This window comes from Microbacterium sp. SZ1, assembly GCF_002362255.1.
In the GTDB taxonomy this organism is placed as follows: Bacteria; Actinomycetota; Actinomycetes; order Actinomycetales; family Microbacteriaceae; genus Microbacterium.
In genome coordinates, this window is sequence record NZ_LPVV01000012.1 from 42,205 (window position 1) to 66,224 (window position 24,020).

Consider the following 24,020-nt stretch of genomic DNA (forward strand, 5'->3'; position numbering starts at 1 on the left):
GGCGGATCCGCTCAGCGGATGTTGTTGTCGTGCCCGTGGCCGCCGGCGGGCAGCGTCGGGATCGACTTCTGCATCTGCACCAGGAACTCCACGTTCGAGTGGGTCTCCTTCAGCTTGCCGAGCACGACCTCGAGGGCCTGCTGCTGGTCGAGGCCTGCGAGGGCGCGACGCAGCTTCCAGGTGATCTTGACCTCGTCGGCCGAGAGCAGCATCTCCTCACGACGGGTGCTCGACGCGTTGACGTCGACCGCCGGGAAGATCCGCTTGTCGGCGAGCTGACGCGACAGGCGCAGCTCGCTGTTGCCGGTGCCCTTGAACTCTTCGAAGATGACCTCGTCCATCTTCGATCCGGTCTCGACGAGAGCGGTGGCGAGGATCGTGAGCGATCCGCCGTTCTCGATGTTGCGCGCAGCGCCGAAGAACCGCTTGGGCGGGTACAGCGCCGACGCGTCGACACCGCCGGTCAGCACACGACCGGATGCCGGGGCGGCGAGGTTGTACGCACGGCCGAGACGCGTGATGGAGTCGAGCAGCACGACGACGTCGCGGCCCAGCTCGACGAGACGCTTGGCGCGCTCGATCGCGAGCTCCGCGACTGTCGTGTGGTCCTCCGCCGGACGGTCGAACGTCGAGGCGATGACCTCGCCCTTGACCGAGCGCTCCATGTCGGTGACCTCTTCGGGGCGCTCGTCGACGAGCACGACCATGAGATGCACCTCGGGGTTGTTCTGCGCGATCGCGTTCGCGATCTGCTGCAGCACGATCGTCTTGCCGGCCTTGGGCGGCGCGACGATCAGACCGCGCTGACCCTTTCCGATCGGCGCGACGAGGTCGATGATCCGCTGAGTGAGCTTCTCGGGCGCCGTCTCGAGGCGCAGGCGCTCCTGCGGGTACAGCGGGGTGAGCTTGCCGAACTCGACGCGCGTGGCTGCGTCGTCGACCGACAGGCCGTTGATCGAGTCGACCTTGACCAGGGCGTTGTACTTCTGACGGCCCTGCTGCTCGCCCTCGCGCGGCTGCTTGATGGAGCCGACGATCGCATCGCCCTTGCGGAGGTTGTACTTCTTCACCTGGCCGAGCGAGACGTAGACGTCGCTCGGGCCGGCGAGGTAGCCGGTGGTGCGCACGAAGGCGTAGTTGTCGAGCACATCGAGGATGCCGGCGATCGGGATCAGGACGTCGTCCTCGCCGATCTCGGTCTCGAACTCGTCGGTCGGCGCGCCGCCGCGACGCTTGTTGCGCTGACGGTTGCGCCCGTTGCCGCCCTGCTCGTCATCGGCCGGAGCGCTCTGCTGCTGCTCCTGCTGGCCGTTGCCGTTCTGGCCGCGTCCGCGGTTGCGGCTGCGGTTGCGGTTACGGCTGCGGCCGCCCTGCTCCTCGCCGCCCTCGGCGTTGTCGGAAGTGGCGTCACCGGACGGCTGCGCGTCGGCAGGGGCGGACTCGGCCGGCTTCTCGTCGGCCGGAGCCGCGTCGGTGTCGGCGGCCGGCTTCTTGGCGGTGCGGCGACCGCGGCCCTTCTTGGGCTCCTCGGCGGAATCGGCGGCCTCGACCGCGTTCTCACCGGCGGGCTTCTCGTCGCCGGCGGGCTTCGCCTCGCGTGCGGGCTTCTCGTCGCCGGACTTCTGCTCGGCGCCAGCCTCCGCGGTCGGCTCTGCCGACGACTCGGCGTCGGCCTTTTTCGCGCGGCTGCGGCGCGGGGCCTTCGCCTTCGGCGCGTCAGCGGCAGCGGACGGCGCGTCGGCAGCGGGAGCCGCGTCGGATGCCGTCGAGGCAGGAGCGTCGGAGGCGGACGCAGGGGCGGGTGCCGCGTCTGCGCTGTCGGCGGCCTTCTCGGCCTTCGCCGCCGCACTGGCGGTGGTCGCCCGGCGCGGAGCGCGCTTGCGGGCGGGCGCCGCGGGCGCCTCGGCCGCGGTGTCGGATGCCGCGGCGGACGCCGGGGCTTCGGCGGCCGGAGCCGCCTGGTCGTTCTGGGTCTCGGAGAAGTTCTCCACGAGTGCTCCCTCTTTGGTCTCGAAGACATGAGCGGTACACGCGCAACGGGTGCTGCGCGCGATCGCACGGGCTGGCGCTCGGCGCCGGCCGACCTCAGCGCTGTGCCTCCGAGGTGACGACCTCTCGGATGAGACGGCGTACTCGGGGGATCAGTGCATCAGGGGTTCACGTGCGGTTCTTGCAGAGTTGCAATGGGGCCAGATTCACGAAACTACGTGGAGCCCTCCGCTCGGTTCCCCACTGTACCACCACGGACGTCGACGGCGAGCAGCAGCGCCTCCCACGGGGTGTCGGTGGTCGTCGCGGCGAGTTCAGCGGCATCCTGACGACTGCCGGGGCCGTCCGCGAGCACGAGCACGCTCGGCCCCGCACCCGACACGACCGCGGCGAAACCCGCGGCGCGCAGCGCCTGCACGAGCCGCTGCGTCTCGGGCATCGCCTCGGCGCGATAGTCCTGGTGGAGGCGATCGGCCGTGGCGTCGAGCAGCAGCTCCGGACTCTGCATGAGCGCCGCGATCAGCAGCGCCGAGCGCGACACGTTGAACACGGCATCCGCCGTCGAGACCTGCGGGGGCTGCAGCGATCGGGCCTTCGACGTCGACATCGTGTACGACGGCACGAGCACGAGCGGCGAGACGCCGCGGTGCACCAGGAGCTTCTTGTGCTGGGGGCCCCGCTCGCCCATCCACGCGATCGTGAGACCGCCGAACAGCGCGGGGGCGACGTTGTCGGGGTGTCCCTCGATCTCGGTCGCGAGGCGCAGCATGTCGGCGTCCCCGAGCTCGACCTCGCCCTGGAGCAGCCCCTTGGCCGCGAGGATGCCCGCAGTCACGGCGGCTCCGGACGAACCGAGGCCTCGGCCGTGCGGAACGCCGTTCTCGGCGACGATGCGGAGGCCGGGCATGTCGCGGTGGACGTCGGCGTAGACGTGGGCGATCGTTCGCACGATGAGGTTCGACGCGTCGCGCGGGATGTCGTCCGCCCCGGATCCGGACACCTCGATCTCGAGCTCGCCGGCGGGCAGCTCGGTGACCAGGAGGGTGTCGTAGACGCTGAGGGCGAGGCCGAGGGTGTCGAAGCCGGGGCCGAGGTTCGCGCTCGTCGCGGGGACCGTCACCTCGACGGTGCGCCCGAGGCCCATCGTCACTCGCCCTCGACGCGCAGCACCGAGACCACGCGCTCGACGACCGCGCTCTCGGCGAGGGCGTCGACCGTCGCGCTCAGGGCCTGCTCGGTCGCGCGGTGGGTGCCGATCACGAGGCGAGCCGTCGGCTCGTCCTCGCCCTCGACGGTCTGGACGACCGTCGCGACGGAGACGTCGCCGTCGCTGAGGATCCCCGCGACCGTGGCGAGCACACCGGCCGCATCGGACACCTCGAGCGTGATCTGGTACCGAGTGGTGACGTGACCGATGGGGACGATCGGGAGGTTCGCGCGCGTCGACTCCCCCACGCCGACACCGCCTGCGATGTGGCGGCGCGCCGCCGAGACCACGTCGCCCAGCACGGCCGATGCCGTCTGCACGCCGCCGGCCCCCGCGCCGTAGAACATGAGCGACCCTGCCGCCTCCGCCTCGACGAACACGGCGTTGTTCGCGCCGTGCACCGAAGCGAGCGGGTGCGTCTGCGGGACGAGCGCCGGATACACGCGCACCGAGATCGACTCGGCGCCCTCGGCCTCGAGGCGCTCGCACACGGCGAGCAGCTTGATGACGAAGCCGGCGGAGCGGGCCTCCTCGATCATCGACGCGGTGATCGAGGTGATGCCCTCGCGGTGCACGGCGTCGAGCGGGACGGCGGTGTGGAACGCGAGACTCGCGAGGATAGCGGCCTTCTGCGCGGCGTCGTAGCCCTCCACGTCTGCCGTCGGGTCTGCCTCGGCGTACCCGAGGCGCTGCGCGTCGGCGAGCACGTCCGCGAAATCGGCGCCCTCGGTCTCCATGCGGTCGAGGATGTAATTGGTCGTGCCGTTGACGATGCCCATGATGCGCACGACGCGGTCGCCGGCGAGCGAATCGCGCAGCGGGCGGATGATCGGGATGGCGCCCGCCGCTGCGGCCTCGTAGTAGACCGAGGCGCCGACGCGGTCGGCCGCCTCGAAGAGCTCGGGGCCGTGCGTGGCGAGCAGCGCCTTGTTCGCCGTGACGACGTCTGCTCCGGAGCCGATCGCCTGCAGGATGCTCGTGCGTGCCGGCTCGATGCCGCCGATCAGCTCGATCACGATGTCTGCGCCGACGACGAGCGACTCGGCGTCGGTCGTGAACAGCTCCTTCGGCAGCTCGACGTCGCGCGGGGCGTCGACATCGCGCACGGCGATGCCCGCCAGCTCGAGCGCGGCGCCCGCGCGGTCGGCGAGCTCGTCGCCGTGCCGCAGCAGAAGGGCGGCGACCTGGGAGCCGACCGCGCCGGCGCCCAGCAGCGCCACCCGAAGTCGTCGGTACTCAGTCGTCATTGCTTCTCCTTCGGAGGGTGGATCGGTGATGCTCTGCGGAGGTCCGGCGCGAGGCCGCTCACGGACGCTCGGCGTCGGCCGAGGCGATCCCGGCGTCGCGCGACAGCAGGTCTGCGATGGTCTCGCCGCGGACGATGACCGTCGACCGCCCGTCGCGCACGGCGACGATCGGCGGCCGGGGCACGTGGTTGTAGTTGCTCGCGAGCGACGCGCAGTACGCACCGGTGGACGGCACGGCCAACAGGTCGCCCGGTGCGACGTCGTCCGGCAGGTACTCGTGGTCGACGACGATGTCGCCGGATTCGCAGTGCTTGCCGACCACACGGCTGAGCCGCGGGGCGCCGATGCCGGAACGGGACGCCAGACGCGCGGAGAACTGCGCTCCGTAGAGCGCGGGGCGCGCGTTGTCGCTCATCCCGCCGTCGACGCTGAGGTAGCGCCGGACGACGCCGGAGCCGAGCTCGACGTCCTTCGTCGTGCCGACCTCGTAGAGGGTGACGCCCGCGGTGCCGACGATCGCGCGACCCGGCTCGAAAGACAGGGCGGGCATCGGGATGCCGCGCGCGGCACAGCCCTCCGCCACGGCCGCGACGATCTCGGCGGCCAGGGTCTCGATGGGGGTGGGGTCGTCGACGCGGGTATAGGCGATGCCGAAGCCTCCGCCGAGGTTCAGCAGCGGAACCGGACCGCCCTCGAGCAGCGACGCGTGCAGTTCGAGGACGCGCGAGGCCGACTCGCGGAAACCGGCGACCCCGAAGATCTGCGAGCCGATGTGGCAGTGCAGTCCGGCGAAGTCGAGGCCCTCGATCTCGCGGATGCGCGCGACGGCCTCCTCGGCCTCGGCGAGGGGGAACCCGAACTTCTGATCCTCGTGCGCCGTGGCAAGGAATTCGTGCGTCTCGGCGTGCACGCCGCTGATGACGCGGACGAGCACGCGCTGGGTCGAGCCCGTGCGGGCGACGATCGCCGCGAGCCGCTCGATCTCGATGGCGCTGTCGACGATGATCGTGCCGATGCCGACCTCGACCGCGCGCTCCAGCTCCGCCACCGACTTGTTGTTGCCGTGGAATCCCAGGGACACCGGGGCCACCCCCGCCGCCAGGGCGACCTCGAGCTCTCCGCCCGTGCAGACATCGATGCGGAGGCCTTCGTCGACCACCCAACGGGCCACCGAGGTGCAGAGGAAGGCCTTGCCCGCGTAGTACACCTGCGCGGTGGTGCCGTTCTCGGCCGCCGCTCTGTCGAACGCGGTGCGGAAGGTGCGGGCGCGGTCGCGGACCTGGTCCTCGTCGATCACGAGCAGCGGGGTGCCGTACGTCTGCGCGAGAGAGGTCGCGGGGATGCCGGCAAGGGTCAGGACGCCGTCGCCGTCACGCGCTGCGGACGCCGGCCAGACCGCCGTCGCGAGGTCGTTGACGTCGTCGGGGGCGACGAGCCATTCCGGGGCGGGCGAGTCGGCAGGGGAAAGCAAGGATCACCAATCGTGGGGCGGGTCTCGGGCCGGAGCGGGCACGGCGAGTTGACCCCGATTCTAGGGCACCGCCCATGCCGCATCCGTCATGGTGACCCTCCGCGTCAACCCCTTGGGAGCCCCGCGCCGCGCCTCGTAGGGTGAAGGCGTGATGAGTTCAGAGACCTCCGCCTCAGACGACGCCCGACCGGGATTCATCCAGCGCGTGAGTTCGGCCGCGATCCGGTGGGCGCTGCAGCGCCGCGCCGTGCGGTCCTTCCTCCTGTACTCCGAGCGGCGGGGCCCGATGCTCGCCGACAGCGTGACCTACCGCGCCCTGTTCAGCGTGTTCGCCGCCGTGCTGCTTGGGTTCTCGATCGCCGCTCTGTGGCTCGCGGGCAACCCCGACGCGTGGCGCGCGATCATCGACGCCGTGCAGTCGGTCGTCCCCGGCCTCATCGGAGAGGACGGCGTGATCGACCCGTCCGATCTCCGCGAACCCATCTCGCTCTCCGTCGCGGGCATCATCTCGTCCGTCGCCCTGCTGGGGTCGGCGCTGGCGGCCGTCGGGTCGCTGCGCACAGCGATCCGGGTGATCGCGGGCACTTCGCACGACGACGTCCTGTTCATCTGGGTGATGCTGCGCAACCTGCTGCTCGCCATCGGCGTGGGCGGCCTCTTCGCCGCAGCGGCCGCCGTGACGTTCGTCAGCCGCATCGGCATCTCGTGGATCAGCGGACTGCTCGGGATCGCCGACGACTCCGCAGCCGCGACCTGGAGCATCCGCATCGCCTCTCTGCTGATCGTCTTCGCGCTCGACACCGTGCTCATCGCCGGCGTCTTCCGCATCCTCTCCGGAGTGAAGCCCTCGGCGAAGTCGCTCTGGACCGGGGCGATCATCGGCGGCATCGGGCTCGTCGTGCTGCAGGAGCTCTCCAGCCTGTTCGTCGGCGGCGCGACGAGCAACCCGCTGCTCGCGTCGTTCGCCTCGCTGCTCGCGCTGCTCATCTGGCTCAACCTCTCGACGCAGGTGATCCTGGTCGCGAGCGCCTTCATCGTGACCTCGGAGGAGGAGCGGCGTGACCGGGTGCGCGCGCGCTTCGGCGCGACGACCTTCCCCCAGCGCCGGGTGCAGCGGGCCGAGGTCGACGTCGCGATCGCGACGGCCGAGCTGCGCAGCGCGCAGGAGGCCGAGCGCGAAGCGCGCTAGCACCGCCGATCCATCGTCCAGCGCCGCTCAGTCAGCCGGGCAGACGCCCTTCTCGAGCAGAGTCGGATCGGTCGCGATGCCGCCGTCGACGTCCACGTCGATGACCGCTTCGCTGCCGTCGATCTCGAGACCGGTGAGCGTGAGGCCCGCGGGGAGCTGATCCGCGATGCAGATGCGCTGAGTCCGCGTGAGGTCGGCTCCGAGGGAACCCAGGGACGAGCCGACCTGGTCGGCGTCGACCTTCAGCCCGCCGACCGACAGGCCGACGGGAGTCAGCTCGAGATCTCCCTCGGCCACCCCCGGCGTCACGGTGAGCGAGACCGGGATCGCGACGCCCAGCACGGTGACGGACCCGGCCACGGTCGCGTTCGGCGCGTCGAGGGTGACCGTGTCGACAGGCAGGTCGGTGCGCCCGATCAGCGCCGTGAACTGTGACTCGTCGATGCGGATGGTCCCCTCGGCGCCGGCGAGGTCGCCACCGCGCAGCGGCACGCCCGAGGCCGTGACGTCTGCCGCACCCGTGATGCCCTCGAGCGTGACCGAGTCGGTCGACAGGTGCAGGGCGTCGAGGCGCCCGCCGATCAGCTGCGGGAGCAGGATGCCGTCGGCCTCGACGTCGAGCTGCTGGTCGGCGGGGAGATCGAGCTGCTCGATCACGATGGAGCGCACCACGCCCGGAAGGATGGCGCGGGTCAGGAGCTCGGCCGCGACGGCGAGCAGAGCGAGCACGACGACCATGATGAGCAGCACCCACGGCCAGCGGCGACGTCGGCGGCGCGGTGCGGCGACCGCATCCGTCCCGTCCGTTCGACCGGGGATCACGAGCGTCGGATGCTGCGCATCGGGGTCCGGGTACGGCAGGGTGCGGTTGTCGTCGCTCATGGACTCATCCTGTCGCATCCGGCGCGGTGCCGGAGAGCGTCACATGCGCTCCGGCGCGGAGACGCCGAGCAGGTGGAGACCGTTGCGGAGCACCTGCCCGGTCGCATCGTTGAGCCAGAGACGAGTGCGGTGCACGTTCTCGATCGGCGCGTCGCCGAGCGGGATCACGCGGCAGTTGTCGTACCAGCGGTGGTAGAGGCCGGCGAGCTCCTCGAGGTAGCGCGCGACGCGGTGCGGTTCGCGCACCTCGGCGGCGAACGCCACGATGCGGGGGAACTCCTGCAGCGCGCCGAGCAGAGCCGCCTCCGTCTCGTGCGTCAGGGTCTCCGGCGCGAACTCGGAGCGGTCGACCCCGGAGTCGGCTGCATTGCGACCGACGTTGTGGGTGCGCGCATGCGCGTACTGCACGTAGAAAACCGGGTTGTCGTTGCTGCGCTTCTGCAGCAGCTCGGGGTCGAGGGCGAGCGGCGAGTCGGCCGGCGAACGCTCGAGCGAATAGCGCAGGGCATCCGTCCCGAGCCATTCGCGCAGGTCGTCCATCTCGATGATGTTGCCGGCGCGCTTGCTGAGGCGGGCGCCGCCGATCGAGACGAGCTGGCCGATGAGCACCTCGACGTTCTTCTCGGGGTCCTCCCCCGCCGCGCCGGCGATCGCCTTGAGGCGGTGCACGTAGCCGTGGTGGTCGGCGCCGAGGAGATACAGCTTGTACTCGAAACCGCGGTCGCCCTTGTCGAGGTAGTACGCCGCGTCCGCGGCGAAGTAGGTGTACTCGCCGTTGGAGCGGCGGATCACGCGATCCTTGTCGTCACCGAAGTCGGTGGTGCGCACCCAGACGGCGCCGTCCTCGTCGAAGACATGCCCCTGCTCGCGCAGACGGTCGACGGCCCGGTCGACGAGGCTGACGCCGCTCGCATCCTTCGCGTGCAGGCGGCGCTCGGAGAACCAGACGTCGAACTCGACGTTGAACTTCGCGAGCGACTCCTTCTGCTCGGCGAGCTGGAACTCGTAGGCGAGCTCACGCGTCACGAGCACCTGCTCGTCCTCCGCCAGCTCGAGCAGGTCGGGACGCGCTGCCAGCACGCGCGTGGCGAGGTCGCCGATGTAGCTCCCGGCGTATCCGCCCTCGGGGGCCGGCTCGCCCTTCGCGGCGGCGAGCACGGAATGCGCGAACCGCTCCATCTGCACGCCGGCGTCGTTGATGTAGTACTCGCGAGCGACCGTCGCGCCCGAGGCCTCCAGCACGCGCGCGATCGCGTCGCCGAGCGCCGCCCAGCGCGTGTGCCCGATGTGGAGAGGGCCGGTGGGGTTCGCACTGACGAACTCGATGTTGATGCTCTGCCCCGCCTGCGAGTCGTTCGAACCGTAGGCGTCGCCCGCCTCGACGATGACCTTGGCGAGAGCGCCGGCCGCAGCGGCTCCGAGGCGGATGTTGATGAACCCTGGCCCGGCGACCTCGGCGCTGTCGACGCCCTCGACGCCGCCCAGCCCGTCGGCGATCTGCTGAGCGAGCTCGCGCGGGTTCGTGCCCAGCTGTTTGGCGAGGCGCATCGCGATGTTGGAGGCCCAGTCGCCGTGCTCGCGGTTGCGCGGGCGCTCGAAGACGATGTCGGCGGCGGAGACCGGGAGCGGCTCGCCCGGGCGTCGTTCCTCGGCGATCGGAGCGAGGACGGCGAGGAGGGCTTCGGCGAGCATTTCAGGAGTCATAGACGTCCCAGTTTACGGCGCGTCGCAGCGTCGAATTTGCGCTGGCGGGAACCTGATCTACAGTCATGCCATGCACCCCGCCTCCGCCCGTCGCCGCCTGCCCCTCGCAGGGGTCGTCATCGCCGTGATCCTGGCGGTCGCGGCGGTCGCTCTCGGCGTGTGGCGGCCGTGGACAGGGACCCCCTCGACCGAGCCCGTCGGCGCCGCCGCAGCGGGCGACGACGTCGTCGCGATCGCCCCCGCTCCGCTCGCGCTGCCCGAGCACCCGACCGTGCTCGTCTTCGGGGATTCCTGGACGTACGGCTCTGCCGCGAACGTCCCCACCGAGGGCTACGCGTACGTGCTCGCCGAGCTTCTCGACGGCGAGACCATCGTCAACGGCGTGCGCGGGAGCGGCTACCTCAAGCCCGGACTCGACGGACCGGCCTTCGGCGAGCGCATCGCCGCCCTCGATCCCGCGCTCGACCCCGACCTCATCATCCTGCAGGGATCGATCAACGACCGCGAGCAGGGCGCAGCCGGATACCGGGATGCCGTGAACGCGGCCTGGGACGCGATGGCGGCGAAGTACCCGACGGCGACCATCGTGATCCTCGGCCCCGCTCCGCACGAGCTGCCCGTCCGCGCCGGCACCGCGCGCATCGACGCCGACCTGTCGGAGCTCGCCGCCGCACGCGGCTGGTGGTACATCTCCCCCATCGCGCAGAACTGGATCAGCGACCAGAACTACCTCTCCGTCATCGACGTCGAGATCGGGCGCAAGCATCCGTCCACCGACGGGCACCGCTACCTCGCTGAGAAGGTGGCTGCGGCGCTGGCCGAACTCGGCGACGCGCCCGTGACGGAGGCCGGGTCGGAACCCACCGCCGACCAGTGATATCGTCGTTCGGTACGCCTCCGTAGCTCAGTGGATAGAGCGCCGGTTTCCGGTACCGTAGGTCGCAGGTTCGACTCCTGTCGGGGGCACGGAATCATGCAGAAGACCCCGCCCTCGTGGCGGGGTCTTCTGCTTTCCCTGGGCGACGGTCCTCCTCCCGGGATCAACCGTGGACTCTGTCTCCGCTGAATTGCTCACACCGTATGAGGGCCGCGGATTGTCCCAGGCATCCGACGATGTGTGAACCCCCTCGGCGCGCGCTCCCCGACCGCGTGGACTGGCGTCTCGCGACGACCTCGAGGAGACGGCATGGGAACGCATTCGCGGAAGCGACGCAGGAACGCGGATCGGCACGCGCGGCGTCCGCTCGCGCAGCAGGTGGTCGTCATCACCGGTGGTGGCCGCGGGATCGGGCGCGCCACCGCGCTTCGGCTCGCGAAGGCCGGCGCGACCGTCGTCGTCCTCGGCCGCGGCGAAGCGCGACTCACCGAGACCGTCGAACTCATCTCCGCGAGCGGCGGAACCGCCCGGCACATCGTGTGCGACGTGTCGGATGCCGCCGCGGTCCAGGCGGCATCCGATCAGGCCGAGGCCTGGTTCGGACGCATCGACACCTGGGTCAACAACGCCGGAGTGCTGCTCTACGGCCGGTTCGAGGAGACCACTCCCGACGAGTTCCGCCGCATCATGGAGATCGACTACCTGGGTCAGATCCATGGCGCGCAGGCCGCGCTTCCGGCGCTCCGTCGAGCCGGCGGAGGCACGCTGATCAGTGTCTCCTCGGTCGAGGGGCGCACGACGTTGCCGTTGCACAGCGCCTATGCGGCGAGCAAGCGGGCCGTGGACGGCGCGATGCAGGGGCTCCGGCGGGAACTGATCGATCAGCGCGACCCGATCTCGGTGACGGTCGTCCGCCCTGCCGTGATCGACACGCCGCTGTATGCCAGCGCCGCCTCGCATCTGCGCCATCGCCCCGCAGGACCGCCGCCCTTCTACGGGTCGGAGGTGGTGGCGGCGTGCATCGCCTATGCGGCGGAGCATCCCGTCGACGAGATCTACGCGGGCGGAGGCGGCCGGATGCTCGCGCTGGCTCAGTCGGTCGCCCCCGGCCTGCTCGATGCGGTGTTCGGACGATGGGGAGTGCGGATGATGCACACCCGCGAGGCGTCCTCTCCGCGACAGGGGAACCTCGCCGTCCCCGATCATCATGACGACCCGGGCGCGCTCCCCCGTCGCGGACGGCGCTGGAGCATCTATACCTGGCTCGTGCGGCATCCCCGTGCTCGCCGCCGGATGCTCACCCTCTCCGCCATCACCGTCGCCGCTCTGCTCGGGTCCGGAGCGGCGCGCAGCGCCCCCGCCGCCGACCCCCGCAGCAGAAAGGCAGACCGATGAAAGCCATGACCTACCGCGGACCGTACAAGATCCGCGTCGACGAGAAGCCGGAACCGCGCATCCAGCATCCGAACGACGCGATCGTCCGCGTCACTCGTGCCGCGGTGTGCGGCTCCGATCTCCATCTGTTCCACGGCATGATGCCCGACACCCGCATCGGTCACACGTTCGGCCACGAGATCGTGGGGATCGTCGAGGAGGTGGGATCGTCGGTCGAGACGCTGAAGCGCGGCGATCGCGTGATGGTGCCGTTCAACATCTACTGCGGTTCGTGCTTCTTCTGCAGCCGCGGCCTCTTCTCGAACTGCCACAACGTCAACCCGAACGCCACGGCCGTGGGCGGCATCTACGGCTACTCGCACACCACCGGCGGATACGACGGCGGTCAGGCCGAGTTCGTGCGCGTCCCGTTCGCCGACGTCGGACCATCGGTCATCCCCGACTGGCTCAGCTCGGAAGACGCCCTCATGCTCACCGACGCGTTCTCGACGGGCTACTTCGGCGCGCAGCTCGGCGACATCGCCGCCGGAGACTCCGTCGTCGTGTTCGGCGCCGGACCCGTCGGTCTCGCCGCCGCCCGGTCGGCATGGTTCCTCGGTGCGGGGCGAGTCATCGTCGTCGACCACATCGACTACCGGTTGGAGAAGGCGCGCACTTTCGCCTTCGCCGAGACGATCCACCTGTCGGAGGTCGCCGACATCGTGCTCGCGCTCAAGAAGGCGACGGGATATCTGGGAGCGGACGTGGTCATCGACGCGGTCGGCGCCGAGTCCGACGGCAGCGTCATGCAGCACGTCACAGGCGCGAAGCTCAAGATGCAGGGCGGATCTCCGGTCGCGGTGAACTGGGCCATCGACTCGGCACGCAAGGGCGGCACGGTCTCGGTGATCGGCGCGTACGGTCCGCTGGGTTCCGCCGTGCGACTCGGCGACGTCGTCAACAAGGGACTCACCCTGCGCGCGAATCAGGCTCCCGTCAAGCGTCAGTGGCCGCGGCTGCTCGAGCACATCCAGCAGGGTCTCGTCTCGCCGAGCGAACTCCTCACGCACCGTTTCCCCCTCGAGCACGTCGCCGAGGCGTATCACGTGTTCTCGTCCAAGCTCGACGACTGCATCAAACCGCTCATCGTCGTCGGAGAGGAATGATCATGCCCTACGAAGCATCCCGCCCCGTGGCCATCCCGTCCGAAGAGGAGCTGCGCGCGCGCATCCCCGGCTGGGGCACCGACCTCGCGCCCGAGCACCGCCGCACCTGGCAGGAGCGCGATGACATCGGCGACACCGGTGCGCATTGGACCTTCCCCGACCGGCAGGGCGACGACCCTCGACGAGAGCGCTCGATCGAGCACGGCATGCTGCCGCCGGTCTACGGCACGGCTCAGCCCCTGCATGGACTCGCCGGCGCGATCCGCCGAGTCGCGTACGACCGGCTCAGCGAGACGAAGAACACCCGATGGATGCTGCTCGTGCTCGGCGATCGGGTCGATGCCGTCACGGCCCACCTCCGGTCCTTCGCCTCGCGGCACCCGGACGATCCGGTGACGCAGACGGGGGTCACCGCCGAACCCGGGCATCACCCCGTGCGCTCGCGGTTCGGGCGCGGACGCCTCGACCTCCGGCATACCTGGATGGATCCGATCCTCGTCGTCGGCCCGTGGATCGCTGCGGCAGCGCTGACGTTCTCCGTCATCCGTCGCCTGTTCAGACGCTGAGCGGGCCCTCGTCCTCCGACTTCAGCCGCGAGGGCGGTGAGCTCGACGCGCGAGGGCGTCGGCCGCCCGCACGAGCGCGAGGTGCGAGAACGCCTGGGGCGTGTTGCCGAGCTGGCGCCCTGCGGCCGCGTCATACTCCTCCGACAGCATCCCCACGTCGTTCGCGAGTCCGCACAGCCGCTGCATGAGCGTCTCCGCCTCGTCGATCCGCCCCGTGCACGCGTACTGCTCGACCAGCCAGAACGAGCAGGCGAGGAACGCTCCCTCGGTGCCGGAGAGACCGTCGATCCCGGTGGTGGTCCGGTAGCGGTGCACGAGTCCGTCGTGCATGAGCGTCTGCTCGATGCGCGTGACGGTCGCGCGCATGCGAGGGTCGTCCGGCGCGCAGAAACCCACCTGCGGAAGGAGCAGCAGCGAGGCGTCGACCTCGTCGGTCTCGTAGTGCTGGACGAAGTGTCCGCTCACGACACCGCGGGTCTCGATCTCGTCGCGCATGCGGTCGCGCAGCTCGCGCCACCTCTCGACGGGGCCGTCGAGCCCGTCGTCCTCGACCGCGCGGACCGCTCGGTCGAAAGCCGCCCAGATCATGACCCGCGAGTGGGTGAAGAAACGCGGCTCACCCCTGATCTCCCACAGTCCCTGGTCCCGACGCTCGATCTGCTCCGAGGCGAAGCGCAGCAGCTGGCGTTCGAGCGCCCACGAGAACGACGATTCGGGAACGCCGGCGGCGCGCGCCGCCGACAGCGTCACGATCACCTCGCCCACGACATCCGCCTGGTACTGGGTGGACGCGCCGTTGCCGAGACGCACGGGGCGCGACCCCTCGAAGCCCGGCAGGTGGTCGAGCTCACGCTCGGTGATGTCGCGCTCGCCCGCCGGCCCGTACATGATCTGCAGGTCGCCCGGGTCTCCGGCCACCGCCCGCAGCAGCCAGGTGCGCCACGCGTCGGCCAGGTGCAGGAACCCGTGACCGACGAGCGCCTCGAGCGTCAGCGCCGCGTCGCGCAGCCACACGTAGCGGTAGTCCCAGTTGCGCTCGCCGCCGATCTCCTCGGGGAGTCCCATCGTCGCCGCAGCCGCGATGCCGCCGGTCTCGTGGTTCGACAGCGCGCGGAGGATCAGCAGCGACCGCACGACCTCGTCGCGGTGCGGGCCGTCGTGGGTGATCTGCCCCGCCCACTCCCGCCACCACGCCGTCGTCTCCGCGTGCGCACGCTCGACGTCGAGCGGCGTCGGCACCCCTCGGTACGAGGGGAACCACGTGAGCTGGACGTCGCGCGTCTCGCCCGCCCGCACCACGACCTCGCCGCGGTGCTCGTGGTCGACCGAGGCGAGCGCGGCTCCGCGCAGCGCCACCGCGTCCGGCCCCGCCATCGCCACGAGGCAGGGAGCGTCGGGGGTACCGGTCTGCCGCAGCCACGGCATCGCCCTCGCGTAGTCGAACCTCAGCGTCAGGTGCTGCGTGAACGACATCTCCCCCGCGATGCCCACCACACGGCGCACGAGATCGGTGCGCAGGATCTCCGTTTCGGGATCGGGCCCGACCGGCATGAAGTCGTGCACCTCGGCGACGGCGTCTCCGCTCTGCCAGCGCGTCACGAGGACGAACGTGTCCCCGTCATAGTGTCGGCTGCTGACGGCATCCGCGTCCGTCGGGCGCAGCTCCCACCGACCGTGCGTCTCGTCGCCGAGCAGCGCGGCGAACACGGAGGCCGAGTCGAGCCGGGGCAGACAGAGCCAATCGATGCTCCCGCCGCTCGAGACGAGGGCCGCCGTCCGACAGTTGCTGAGAAGGGCGTAGTCCTCGATCCGTTCCGGCACGGACCGTAGTGTGTCACGATTCCGGCTCCCGGGGCCACGGGGTGGCGCACGGACACAGCGGATGCATACCCTCGTCGGCATGACCGGTTCGCCATGCACCCTTCTCATCCTCGGAGCCTCGGGTGATCTCACCTCGCGCCTGCTCCTCCCCTCCCTGGGATCCCTTCTCACGCGGGAGCCCGGTCGCACCGTGACCGTGCGCGGCGCCGGCGTCGAGGACTGGGACGCCGCGCACTGGACGAAGACGGTGCAGGATGCCGTCGGCTCGCCCGTCGACGACGGCACCGTGACCGTCGGCGACTACACCGCGCTCGATGTGACCGATCCGGCAGCGATCGGCGCTCTCGTCAAGACCCTCTCGCCCCGCACGGTGCTGTACTTCGCGCTGCCACCGGCGGTCACGCGCAAGGCCATCGACGCGCTCCACGGCGCGGAGCTGCCCGACGACACGGTGCTCGCAATGGAGAAGCCCTTCGGCGACGATGCCGCGAGCGCCAGGTCGCTCAACGAGGCTCTCGTGGCGCTCGTGCCCGAGAACCGCATCTTCCGCGTCGACCACTTCCTCGGTCGCTCGATGCTGCTGAACCTGCTCGGTCTGCGCCTCGCGAACCGCATGTGGGATCCGGTGTGGTCGGCCGAGCACATCGACTCGGTCCTGATCCGCTTCGACGAGAGCCTGGCCCTGGAGAACCGGGCGCGCTACTACGACCACGCCGGCGCCATGATCGACATGATCCAGAGCCATCTGCTGCAGGTGCTCGGACTCATGGCGATGGAGCCGCCGGCGACCCTCGGCGAGCGCGATCTGCGCGACGCGAAGGCCGCGGCTCTGAGGGCGACGCACGTGTGGCGCAACGATCCGGCGAGCGCCTCGTTCCGAGCGCGGTACACCGCGGGGCGGGTGGGCGACCGCGACATCCCCTCCTATGCGGACGAGGAGGGCGTGGACCCGTCGCTCGGCACCGAGACCCTCGCCGAGGTCGTCTTCGAGGTCGCGAACGAGCGGTGGGCGGGCGTGCCGTTCGTGCTGCGCTCCGGCAAGGCGCTGCCCGCGAAGCGCTCGGAAGTGGTCGTGACGTTCCGACCGGTGCGGCATCTGCCCGACGGACTGCGCAACGCGCCGAAGGACGGCGGCCGTCTGACGTTCGCCCTCGGCCCCGACCGCATGACCCTCGGAGTGCACGTGACAAGCGGCGACGAGCCGTTCGACCTGCGCGAAGAGGATCTCGTCGCCGAGCTCGGGCAGGGTCAGCAGCGATCGTACGAGGAGGTCCTCGACGAACTGCTCGACGGCGATGTGACCCTGTCGGTCCGCGACGACGAGGCCGAGGAGTGCTGGCGCATCCTGCAGCCGATCCGCGACGCGTGGGCCGCGGGCGAGGTCCCGCTGCAGGAGTATGCGGCGGGGACGGACGGACCGGACGGCTGGCCGAGCTCGGCCGGCTTCGCCCCGCGCGACACGACGGCGGCCGCCGATGCGCAGACCGCGACGGCCACGACGCGGGGGCGCGACACGCCCGCCTGATGCGACGCGCCCGCGCCGGCGAGGACTCTCCGGCCGCAGCGGCGACAATGGAGACCATGTCCTCGAACCCGCGCCGACGACTGCTCGCCTCGATGCGCCGGATCCTGCACACCGACCCGTCGGCCGTCGCCTACACCGAGGCGATGCCGGTCATCGACGAGCGCACTGTGCCGCGCGTCCTGGACCTCGCGACTCGGATCGGCGAGTCGATGTTCGCGGTCGGCGCCTCGGCGCACGAGGTCACGCTAGCGATCGTCCGGGTGTGCGAGGCGTACGGCTTGCGGGGCGTCCAGGTCGACGTGACGTACAACTCGATCACCGTGTCCTTCCACCTGAGCGGCGAGGTCTGGCCGGAGACCCTGGTCCGGGTCGTGCGGGTCGCCGCTCCCGACCACGCGAAACTGCAGCGCGTGCAGGCGCTCGTCGCCGACATCGACAACGGTCTCGACCTCGAGTCGGCGCGATCGACGTTCCGGGCGATCCGCCGGCTGCCGTTCCGCTATCAGCAGGCCGTCGTGATCGTCGCGCGGGCGATGCTCGCGGTGGGCGTGAGCATCCTTCTCGGCGCCTCACCGCTCATCGTCGGTCTGACCTTCATCGCCGCGCTGTGCGCCGCGATCACACAGGCGGCGCTCGCCCGCATCCGCGTGCCGCTGTTCTTCAGCCAGATCGCCGGAGGCTTCGTCACGACCGTCGTCGCCGTGATCGTGTCTGCCCTCGGCGCGGCGGGGATCGAGCCGTTCGTCGACATCCGTCCCTCGATCATCGTCGCCTCGGGCATCGTGCTCATGCTCGCCGGCCTCACGGTCGTCGGCGCCGCGCAGGATGCGATTGACGGGTTCGCGCTCACTGCGGGCGGCCGCATCCTCGACCTGACCATGCAGACGCTGGGCGTGGTGATCGGCATCCTCGTCGGCCTCGAGCTGGGCGGCCTGCTCGGCTTCACGATGGATCTGCCGGACGACCCTGCCCCCTTCGGCCCGCTGCCGGCGGTGTTCGCGGGGGCGATCATCATCGCCGTCGCCGTCGCCGTGTTCAACGGCGCCGGCATCCGCATCATTCTCGTGAGCGCGCTCCTCAGCGCGATCACGATCGCGGGCTATACGCTCGCGACCGCCGGCAACGTGCACCCCGCCGCGGCGAGCGCCGTCGGGGCGCTGCTGGCGAGCTTCGTCGGCGTGCTCATCGCCCACAACCTGCACGTGCCGTCGGTCGCGGTGACGACAGCGGCGATCGTCCCCCTCGTGCCCGGTGTCGCGGTGTTCCAGGGACTGCTGGAGATGGTGCATGCGGGCGGCACGACATCCGGGGTGATGGGGGCCGGCAGCTCGCTCATCGACGCGGCCGTGATCGGCATCGGTCTCGCGTCCGGCGCATCCCTCGGCCTGTATCTCGGTACGCCCGTGCGGGCCACGCTGAGCAGCGTCACGAAGACGCGTGCGAGAGTGCGCCGCTGACGAGCCTCCGAATCGGATGGGAGTCGACGCCCGAAATAGATTGTGCACAATTGAGTTGTGTACGGTGGTTCCATGGCCGTGACCGATGAGATGGTGTGCTTCTCGCTCTACTCCGCCGCCCGCGCGACCACGCAGGCATACCGATCGTTGCTCGCCCCCTGGGGCCTCACCTACCCGCAGTACCTCGTACTCGCGATCCTCTGGCACGAGGGCGAGCAGAGCGTCGGCGCGCTGGGAGAGGCGATGCAATTGGACTCCGGCACGCTGTCGCCCCTCGTGCGTCGACTCGAGCAGGCGGGCTACGTCACTCGTGCCCGCAGTCCCCTCGACGAGCGCGTCGTTCTGGTGCGCCTCACCGACGCCGGCCTCGCCCTGCGCGCCGAGGTCGCTCCGGCACGCGCCACCATCGCCGAACTCGCCGGCATGGCGGACGCCGAGCACCGCCAGCGCCTCATCGCGGAGCTCCGCGAGCTCACGACCCTCCTTCAGGGCATGAACGATCGCGAGGACGCGAGCGCCGCAGCCCGCGGCTGACGATCGCCGCCGTCAACCTTCACAGAACCGCACAACAGGAAGGAGTCCACACGGTGGACGCTCTCTACACCGCCGAGGCACTCGCCACCGGAGCAGGACGCGACGGTCGCGTCGTGACGCAGGAGGGCGCGCTCGCCCTCGACCTCGCCGTCCCGAAGGCGATGGGAGGAAGCGGCGCGGGTGCCAACCCCGAGCAGCTCTTCGCCGCGGGCTACGCCGCGTGCTTCCACTCCGCACTGCAGTCCGTCGCCCGCGCGCAGAAGATCGCCATCGCGGACTCGTCGGTGGGCTCTCGCGTGCACATCGGATCGAACGGGCAGGGTGGCTTCGGCCTCGCGGTCGAGCTGGAGGTCGTGATCCCCGGGCTCCCCCACGATCAGGCGCAGGCCCTCGCCGACGCCGCCCACCAGGTCTGCCCGTACTCGAACGCCACGCGCGGCAACATAGACGTCGCGATCACCGTGTCGGACGACTGAACCCGTCGCCGGCTCACACCCACCCATCCCACGAGGAGGAAACCCATGCGCGCACTCATCCACCAGACGTTCGGCGAACCCGAAGACGTCCTCTCCGTCGAGGAGCGACCGATCCCCGACCCCGGTCCGGGGCAGGTGCGGCTGCGCATCGCGCTCTCGCCGATCCACAATCACGACCTGTGGACGATCCGCGGCACCTACGGCTTCGTGCCCGACCTGCCTGCGGCCTCCGGCACCGAGGCGCTCGGCGTGGTCGACGCTCTCGGCGAGGGCGTCGAGCACCTCTCGATCGGGCAGCGCGTCGCGACCGGCGGCACCTTCGGCGCCTGGGCCGAGTACGTGGTCGCGAACGCTGCAGGACTCATCCCCGTACCAGAGGCGCTGAGCGACGAGAGCGCGTCGCAGCTGGTGTCGATGCCCTTCAGCACGATCAGCCTGCTACAGTTCCTCGGCGCGAAGGAAGGCGACTGGATCGTGCAGAACGCCGCCAACGGCGCCGTCGGACGAATGCTGGCGCAGCTCGGCACCGCCCGGGGCGTGAACGTTCTCGGCCTCGTCCGCCGCACCGCCGGCGTCGACGAGCTGCGCGAGCAGGGCATCGAGCGGATCGTGGCGACCGACGCCGAGGACTGGCGCGACGAGGTCGAACGGATCACCGGCGGTGCGCACATCGCGTTCGGCATCGACTCGGTCGGCGGCTCGGCCGCGGGTGACGTGCTCTCGCTCGTCGGTGAAGGCGGCACTCTGGTCGCATTCGGCGCCATGCAGTCGCCGGTCATGGAGATCGCCTCCTCCGACGTCATCTTCAAGCAGGCGACGGTGAAGGGCTTCTGGGGCAGCAAGGTCATCCAGACCATGGATGCCGAGACCCGTACCGCCCTGTTCGGCGAGCTCATCCAGCGGGTCACCGACGGCACCCTGACCCTCCCCGTCGCGGGCGTCTTCGACGCCGCCGACATCGCCGACGCGGTGCGGGCGAGCACCTCGGCGGGACGCGTGGGCAAGGTGCTGCTGCGCTTCTGATCACGACCCGGGTGGGGCGCAATCAATTACTTGACAACGGTAATTAATTCGCTCTACGCTGACGGTGCTGCCCGATTCGATCGACCACACCGGAGTGCGATGAGCGACACCCTGCGCCTCACCTGGGATGCCCCCGCTTCCCGCTGGGACGAGGCGACTCCCCTCGGCAACGGGCGCATCGGCGCCATGGCCTACGGAGGATCGGGCCTCTACCGGCTCAACGATTCGACAGTCTGGTCGGGCACCCCGGACGGGCCCGCTCGCGCGCTCGACGACGTCATCGCCCGAGGAGCCGGACCCGAGCGCCTCGCCGAGGTGCGCGCCGCTCTCGATGAGGGCGACGTACGGCGGGCGGAAGAACTCCTCATGGCCTTCGAGGGACCGTACTCGCAGGAGTTCCTCCCGCTCGCCGACCTCCGCGTGGACGTGGTCGGAGCGGAGCCCGTCGCCCCCGCGCGCGTCCTCGACATCGACGAGGCGTGCCTGCTCGAGACGCTGTCCACCCCGTACGGGAGAGTGCGCCGACGGTCGTGGGCGTCCACGCCCGCTCAGGCACTGCTCGTCGAGCTGACGTCAGACGACCCGTTCGACGTCGACCTGGAGCTGTCGACGCCGCTGCGCGGCCACGCCGTCGGGCTGCCCGGCGCTCTCGCGCTGGATGTGCGGATACCTGTCGACGGCGCACCACTGCATGAGGTCTCGGTCGAGCCAGGACACCGCTACGCGGACGACGACACGGACCACGGGGCCTATGACGCCTACGCCGCGGTCGTCACGGCCATCGATTCCGACGGCGAGATCGACGACGCCCCCGGGCGTCTCGCCGTGCGCGGAGCCCGTCGACTGCTGATCGCCCTGTCCACATCGTCGCGCGCCGAGTCGTGGTGGGCCGACGCCGGCGGGGACTGGCGGACCGCCTCACGCGAGGCGATCCGGGATCGCGCCCAGAAGCGAGCGGATGCCGCGGTTCGCCGAGCCGCGGCAGACCTGCTCGCCGAGCACGTCGCCGATCGGCGGCGAGCGACCAGGGCGCGATTCGCGATCGGCAGTCGACGTGAGGGGACCTGGAGCGTGGATCGCGACGTCCTGCGCGGAGACGATCCCGCCCTGCGCGCGACCGTCGCCGCGGAGTACGGCATGTATCTGCTCGCCTCGAGCTCGCGCGCCGGCAGTCCGGCCGCGAACCTCCAGGGCATCTGGAACGCCGAGCTGCGCCCCGCGTGGTCGTCGAACTACACGATCAACATCAACACCGAGATGAACTACTGGGCGGCACCCGTGCTGCACGCCCCCGACGTCTTCGAGCCGCTGCTCGCGCTCGTCGAGCATCTGGCGGCCACGGGAGGCGACGTCGCCCGACGCCTGTACGGCGCCCGCGGATGGGTCGCACACCACAACAGCGACGTCTGGGGGTGGACGCTCCCCGTCGGCAACGGCCGCGGGGCGGCGAGCTGGGCGATCTGGATGATGGGCGGTGTGTGGCTCACTCACAATCTCTGGGACGCGTACGAGTTCACCGGTGATCGCGAGCTGCTGCGGGCTCGGATCTGGCCGTTGCTGCGCGGTGCGACCGAGTTCTGCCTCGACTGGCTCGTCGAGGGCGACGACGGGCTGCTGCGCACCGCGCCGTCCACGTCGCCGGAGAACTCCTATGTCGGCCACGACGGCGCGCCCACGCCCCTGGGGCTCACCGCCGCCTCCGACCTGGCGCTGATCGGCGCGCTCTTCAGCCGGGTCCTCCGCGCGATCGACGACCTCGATCTGGATGACGCGCTCGAAGCCGAGATCCGCGACGCTCTCGACCGCCTCGCACCGCTCTCGGTCGGCACCGACGGGCGAGTGCTCGAATGGGGTGCCGAGGTTCGGGAGCACGAGCCGCTGCACCGCCACCTCTCCCCCGTCGTCGGGCTGTATCCGCTCGACGACATCACCCCCGAGGCGACCCCGGAGCTGTTCGATGCGGCCGTGCGGTTCCTCGACGCCCGCGGCCCCGGCGCGATGGGGTGGTCGTGGGCGTGGAAGGTCGCGCTGCGGGCACGCGCCGGTCAGGGTGACGTCGCGGCATCCCTTCTCGAAGAGGCACTGACCCCGTTCGACGGGGACTCCTCGCGGCACGGACCGGTCGACGGCTCCGAGTGGGGCGGGCTGCTGCCGAACCTCTTCAGCACGCATCCGCCCTTCCAGATCGACGGCAACCTGGGCTTCCCCGCCGGCATCGTCGAGATGCTCGTGCAGAGCCACACCGGCGAGGTGCACCTGCTCTCCGCGTTGCCGGCGGCCTGGCCGGACGGCGACGTCCAGGGCATCGCCGTCCGCTCCGGACTCCTGCTCGACCTCACCTGGTCCGGCGGACGCGTGACAGCGGCCGCCCTCCGCAACGCCGGCGCCGAAGACCGGACGGCCCGCGTGCGCATCGGCGATCGATCGATGCCGCTCACCGTTCCGGTGGGAGAGACGATCGCCGTCCCGCTCGCCCCCGCGACTGATATGGAACGCACGGAGGACGCGCATGCACGGTGGTGAGATCGCGACGCTCGACGCGCCGACCACGCAGACCGAGCCCGACGACTTCGATGCCTTCTGGGCCGACACGATCGCGGAGACCCGAAGCCTGCCCCTCGACGTGATCGTGACCCCGCACCCGACCCGGCTCACGCAGATCGACGTGTACGAGGTGCGATTCCGGGGGTTCGCCGGCACACCCATCCGCGCGTGGCTACGGGTGCCGCACGGCGCGGCCGCGCCCCTGCCGGGCATGGTGCAGTTCTTCGGCTACGGCAACGGGCGGGGGCACGCCCTGCGCGACCTGCGCTGGGCGGCCGCAGGCTACGCGCACCTCGTCGTCGACGCGCGCGGGCAGGGCCACGGCGACACCGACGACGACCATGCGGACGGCGGCCCGTCCGCCGGCGGCTTCCTCACCCGCGGCCTCCGCTCTCCTCACGAGTACTACTACCGGCGCGTGTACACGGATGCGGTGCGCGCGGTGGAGGCACTGCGCTCCCTCCACCTCGTCGACCCCGTGCGCGTCGGTGTCGTCGGCGCGAGTCAGGGCGGAGGCATCGCGTTGGCGATGGCGGGCCTGGTTCCCGATCTCGCCGTCGCCGTCATCCAGGCGCCCTTCCTCTGCGAGCTCGACCGCGCTGCGACGCTGAGTCGGGAGCACCCGTACTCGCTGCTGACGCAGTACCTCGCCGATCGGCGCGGTGATGCGGCGACCGCGCTCGACACCCTGCGGTACTTCGACGGCGTCAATCACGCCAAGCGCGCCAACGCTCCGGCCCTCCTGAGCACGGGCATGCTCGACGGCATCGCCCCGCCCGAGACGGTCCTCCCCGCGTTCAGCGCGTACGGGGGCGCGAAGACCGTGGTGCTCTGGCCCTACAACGGCCATGAGGCCGGCGGTGACCTCGACGAGGAGAACGCCCTCGATTTCGCGGCTCAGCACCTCGCCGTCGATGCTCCCCTGCCTGCCGCTGCGGATTCGCTACGATAGCCGACACCGACCGAAG

The 24,020-nt window shown here is 70.7% G+C and carries 19 protein-coding genes and 1 tRNA gene; 13 read left to right on the plus strand and 7 right to left on the minus strand.

All coding sequences use genetic code 11. The features are described 5' to 3' along the window. Nucleotides 1–11 precede the first annotated feature (11 nt). The 4 genes from rho to lysA form a co-directional block, all read right to left on the minus strand. Nucleotides 12–1,991 (minus strand): transcription termination factor Rho, encoded by a 1,980-nt coding sequence (gene rho, locus AUC47_RS07935; RefSeq protein WP_218838214.1) that lies wholly within the window; start codon nucleotides 1,989–1,991, stop codon nucleotides 12–14. A 212-nt stretch (nucleotides 1,992–2,203) separates the two neighbouring features. After that, nucleotides 2,204–3,133, minus strand: a complete 930-nt coding sequence (thrB, locus tag AUC47_RS07940; RefSeq protein ID WP_096714680.1) for a homoserine kinase — start codon at nucleotides 3,131–3,133, stop codon at nucleotides 2,204–2,206. 2 nt (nucleotides 3,134–3,135) lie between these two features. Next, the gene (locus tag AUC47_RS07945) at nucleotides 3,136–4,443 is read right to left on the minus strand and encodes a homoserine dehydrogenase (protein ID WP_096714681.1); all 1,308 of its coding nucleotides are present in this window, start codon (nucleotides 4,441–4,443) and stop codon (nucleotides 3,136–3,138) included. A gap of 58 nt (nucleotides 4,444–4,501) precedes the next feature. Next, nucleotides 4,502–5,914 (minus strand): diaminopimelate decarboxylase, encoded by a 1,413-nt coding sequence (gene lysA / locus AUC47_RS07950; RefSeq protein WP_096714682.1) that lies wholly within the window; start codon nucleotides 5,912–5,914, stop codon nucleotides 4,502–4,504. A 151-nt stretch (nucleotides 5,915–6,065) separates the two neighbouring features. Between lysA and AUC47_RS07955 the strand changes: the two genes are divergently transcribed. Next, nucleotides 6,066–7,103, plus strand: coding sequence for a YihY/virulence factor BrkB family protein (locus tag AUC47_RS07955; RefSeq protein ID WP_096714683.1), 1,038 nt, complete (start codon nucleotides 6,066–6,068; stop codon nucleotides 7,101–7,103). Nucleotides 7,104–7,130: 27 nt separating this feature from the next. Here the strand turns inward: AUC47_RS07955 and AUC47_RS07960 are convergent, their stop codons facing one another. Both AUC47_RS07960 and argS read right to left on the minus strand, forming a co-directional pair. Next, nucleotides 7,131–7,985 (minus strand): LmeA family phospholipid-binding protein, encoded by an 855-nt coding sequence (locus AUC47_RS07960; protein ID WP_096714684.1) that lies wholly within the window; start codon nucleotides 7,983–7,985, stop codon nucleotides 7,131–7,133. A 39-nt stretch (nucleotides 7,986–8,024) separates the two neighbouring features. After that, entirely contained in the window at nucleotides 8,025–9,689 is a 1,665-nt protein-coding gene (gene argS / locus AUC47_RS07965) for an arginine--tRNA ligase (protein WP_096714685.1), read from the minus strand. A gap of 70 nt (nucleotides 9,690–9,759) precedes the next feature. Between argS and AUC47_RS07970 the strand changes: the two genes are divergently transcribed. The 5 genes from AUC47_RS07970 to AUC47_RS07990 all read left to right on the plus strand — a co-directional run bounded on the left by AUC47_RS07970 (nucleotide 9,760) and on the right by AUC47_RS07990 (nucleotide 13,672). Continuing rightward, the gene (locus AUC47_RS07970; RefSeq protein WP_096714686.1) at nucleotides 9,760–10,566 is read left to right on the plus strand and encodes an SGNH/GDSL hydrolase family protein; all 807 of its coding nucleotides are present in this window, start codon (nucleotides 9,760–9,762) and stop codon (nucleotides 10,564–10,566) included. A 16-nt stretch (nucleotides 10,567–10,582) separates the two neighbouring features. Continuing rightward, nucleotides 10,583–10,655 (plus strand) — tRNA-Arg (locus AUC47_RS07975). A 220-nt stretch (nucleotides 10,656–10,875) separates the two neighbouring features. Beyond that, nucleotides 10,876–11,961, plus strand: coding sequence for an SDR family oxidoreductase (locus AUC47_RS07980; RefSeq protein ID WP_096714687.1), 1,086 nt, complete (start codon nucleotides 10,876–10,878; stop codon nucleotides 11,959–11,961). Then, nucleotides 11,958–13,106: a zinc-dependent alcohol dehydrogenase gene (locus AUC47_RS07985; protein WP_096714688.1), complete on the plus strand. Its 1,149-nt coding sequence runs from the start codon at nucleotides 11,958–11,960 to the stop codon at nucleotides 13,104–13,106. Before AUC47_RS07980 ends, AUC47_RS07985 begins: the two co-directional genes overlap by 4 nt. Before the next feature lie 2 nt (nucleotides 13,107–13,108). Next, nucleotides 13,109–13,672 carry a hypothetical protein gene (locus tag AUC47_RS07990; protein ID WP_096714849.1) on the plus strand — a complete coding sequence of 188 codons (564 nt, stop codon included), beginning with the start codon at nucleotides 13,109–13,111 and terminating at the stop codon, nucleotides 13,670–13,672. 21 nt (nucleotides 13,673–13,693) lie between these two features. Here AUC47_RS07990 and AUC47_RS07995 read toward each other — a convergent pair whose 3' ends face one another. Next, nucleotides 13,694–15,493: a glycoside hydrolase family 15 protein gene (locus tag AUC47_RS07995; RefSeq protein ID WP_256999484.1), complete on the minus strand. Its 1,800-nt coding sequence runs from the start codon at nucleotides 15,491–15,493 to the stop codon at nucleotides 13,694–13,696. A 79-nt stretch (nucleotides 15,494–15,572) separates the two neighbouring features. Between AUC47_RS07995 and AUC47_RS08000 the strand changes: the two genes are divergently transcribed. The 7 genes from AUC47_RS08000 to AUC47_RS08030 all read left to right on the plus strand — a co-directional run bounded on the left by AUC47_RS08000 (nucleotide 15,573) and on the right by AUC47_RS08030 (nucleotide 24,004). Then, nucleotides 15,573–17,018: a glucose-6-phosphate dehydrogenase gene (locus AUC47_RS08000; protein ID WP_096714850.1), complete on the plus strand. Its 1,446-nt coding sequence runs from the start codon at nucleotides 15,573–15,575 to the stop codon at nucleotides 17,016–17,018. 56 nt (nucleotides 17,019–17,074) lie between these two features. Then, entirely contained in the window at nucleotides 17,075–18,475 is a 1,401-nt protein-coding gene (locus AUC47_RS08005) for a threonine/serine ThrE exporter family protein (RefSeq protein ID WP_096714690.1), read from the plus strand. 72 nt (nucleotides 18,476–18,547) lie between these two features. Beyond that, on the plus strand, nucleotides 18,548–19,009 hold the full coding sequence (locus AUC47_RS08010; RefSeq protein WP_179297562.1) for a MarR family winged helix-turn-helix transcriptional regulator: 462 nt from the start codon (nucleotides 18,548–18,550) through the stop codon (nucleotides 19,007–19,009). Between the two features lie 53 nt (nucleotides 19,010–19,062). Beyond that, nucleotides 19,063–19,485 carry an organic hydroperoxide resistance protein gene (locus tag AUC47_RS08015; RefSeq protein ID WP_096714691.1) on the plus strand — a complete coding sequence of 141 codons (423 nt, stop codon included), beginning with the start codon at nucleotides 19,063–19,065 and terminating at the stop codon, nucleotides 19,483–19,485. Between the two features lie 45 nt (nucleotides 19,486–19,530). Beyond that, nucleotides 19,531–20,508 (plus strand): zinc-binding dehydrogenase, encoded by a 978-nt coding sequence (locus tag AUC47_RS08020; protein WP_096714692.1) that lies wholly within the window; start codon nucleotides 19,531–19,533, stop codon nucleotides 20,506–20,508. A gap of 99 nt (nucleotides 20,509–20,607) precedes the next feature. Beyond that, nucleotides 20,608–23,031 carry a glycosyl hydrolase family 95 catalytic domain-containing protein gene (locus AUC47_RS08025; protein WP_096714693.1) on the plus strand — a complete coding sequence of 808 codons (2,424 nt, stop codon included), beginning with the start codon at nucleotides 20,608–20,610 and terminating at the stop codon, nucleotides 23,029–23,031. Further along, nucleotides 23,018–24,004: an acetylxylan esterase gene (locus AUC47_RS08030; protein ID WP_096714694.1), complete on the plus strand. Its 987-nt coding sequence runs from the start codon at nucleotides 23,018–23,020 to the stop codon at nucleotides 24,002–24,004. Before AUC47_RS08025 ends, AUC47_RS08030 begins: the two co-directional genes overlap by 14 nt. The last annotated feature ends 16 nt before the right edge of the window (nucleotides 24,005–24,020 follow it).

What these genes read in the sequence shown, in the direction of transcription:
- AUC47_RS08030 (WP_096714694.1), top strand. Translation starts at nt 23,018, where the DNA reads ATGCACGGTGGTGAGATCGCGACGCTCGACGCGCCGACCACGCAGACC.
- AUC47_RS08010 (WP_179297562.1), top strand. Translation starts at nt 18,548, where the DNA reads ATGGCCGTGACCGATGAGATGGTGTGCTTCTCGCTCTACTCCGCCGCC.
- AUC47_RS07960 (WP_096714684.1), bottom strand. Translation starts at nt 7,985, where the DNA reads ATGAGCGACGACAACCGCACCCTGCCGTACCCGGACCCCGATGCGCAG.
- argS (WP_096714685.1), bottom strand. Translation starts at nt 9,689, where the DNA reads ATGACTCCTGAAATGCTCGCCGAAGCCCTCCTCGCCGTCCTCGCTCCG.
- AUC47_RS08000 (WP_096714850.1), top strand. Translation starts at nt 15,573, where the DNA reads ATGACCGGTTCGCCATGCACCCTTCTCATCCTCGGAGCCTCGGGTGAT.
- AUC47_RS07990 (WP_096714849.1), top strand. Translation starts at nt 13,109, where the DNA reads ATGCCCTACGAAGCATCCCGCCCCGTGGCCATCCCGTCCGAAGAGGAG.
- AUC47_RS07980 (WP_096714687.1), top strand. Translation starts at nt 10,876, where the DNA reads ATGGGAACGCATTCGCGGAAGCGACGCAGGAACGCGGATCGGCACGCG.
- AUC47_RS08025 (WP_096714693.1), top strand. Translation starts at nt 20,608, where the DNA reads ATGAGCGACACCCTGCGCCTCACCTGGGATGCCCCCGCTTCCCGCTGG.
- AUC47_RS07945 (WP_096714681.1), bottom strand. Translation starts at nt 4,443, where the DNA reads ATGACGACTGAGTACCGACGACTTCGGGTGGCGCTGCTGGGCGCCGGC.
- AUC47_RS08020 (WP_096714692.1), top strand. Translation starts at nt 19,531, where the DNA reads ATGCGCGCACTCATCCACCAGACGTTCGGCGAACCCGAAGACGTCCTC.
- AUC47_RS07955 (WP_096714683.1), top strand. Translation starts at nt 6,066, where the DNA reads ATGAGTTCAGAGACCTCCGCCTCAGACGACGCCCGACCGGGATTCATC.
- AUC47_RS07970 (WP_096714686.1), top strand. Translation starts at nt 9,760, where the DNA reads ATGCACCCCGCCTCCGCCCGTCGCCGCCTGCCCCTCGCAGGGGTCGTC.
- AUC47_RS08005 (WP_096714690.1), top strand. Translation starts at nt 17,075, where the DNA reads ATGTCCTCGAACCCGCGCCGACGACTGCTCGCCTCGATGCGCCGGATC.
- AUC47_RS07985 (WP_096714688.1), top strand. Translation starts at nt 11,958, where the DNA reads ATGAAAGCCATGACCTACCGCGGACCGTACAAGATCCGCGTCGACGAG.
- thrB (WP_096714680.1), bottom strand. Translation starts at nt 3,133, where the DNA reads ATGGGCCTCGGGCGCACCGTCGAGGTGACGGTCCCCGCGACGAGCGCG.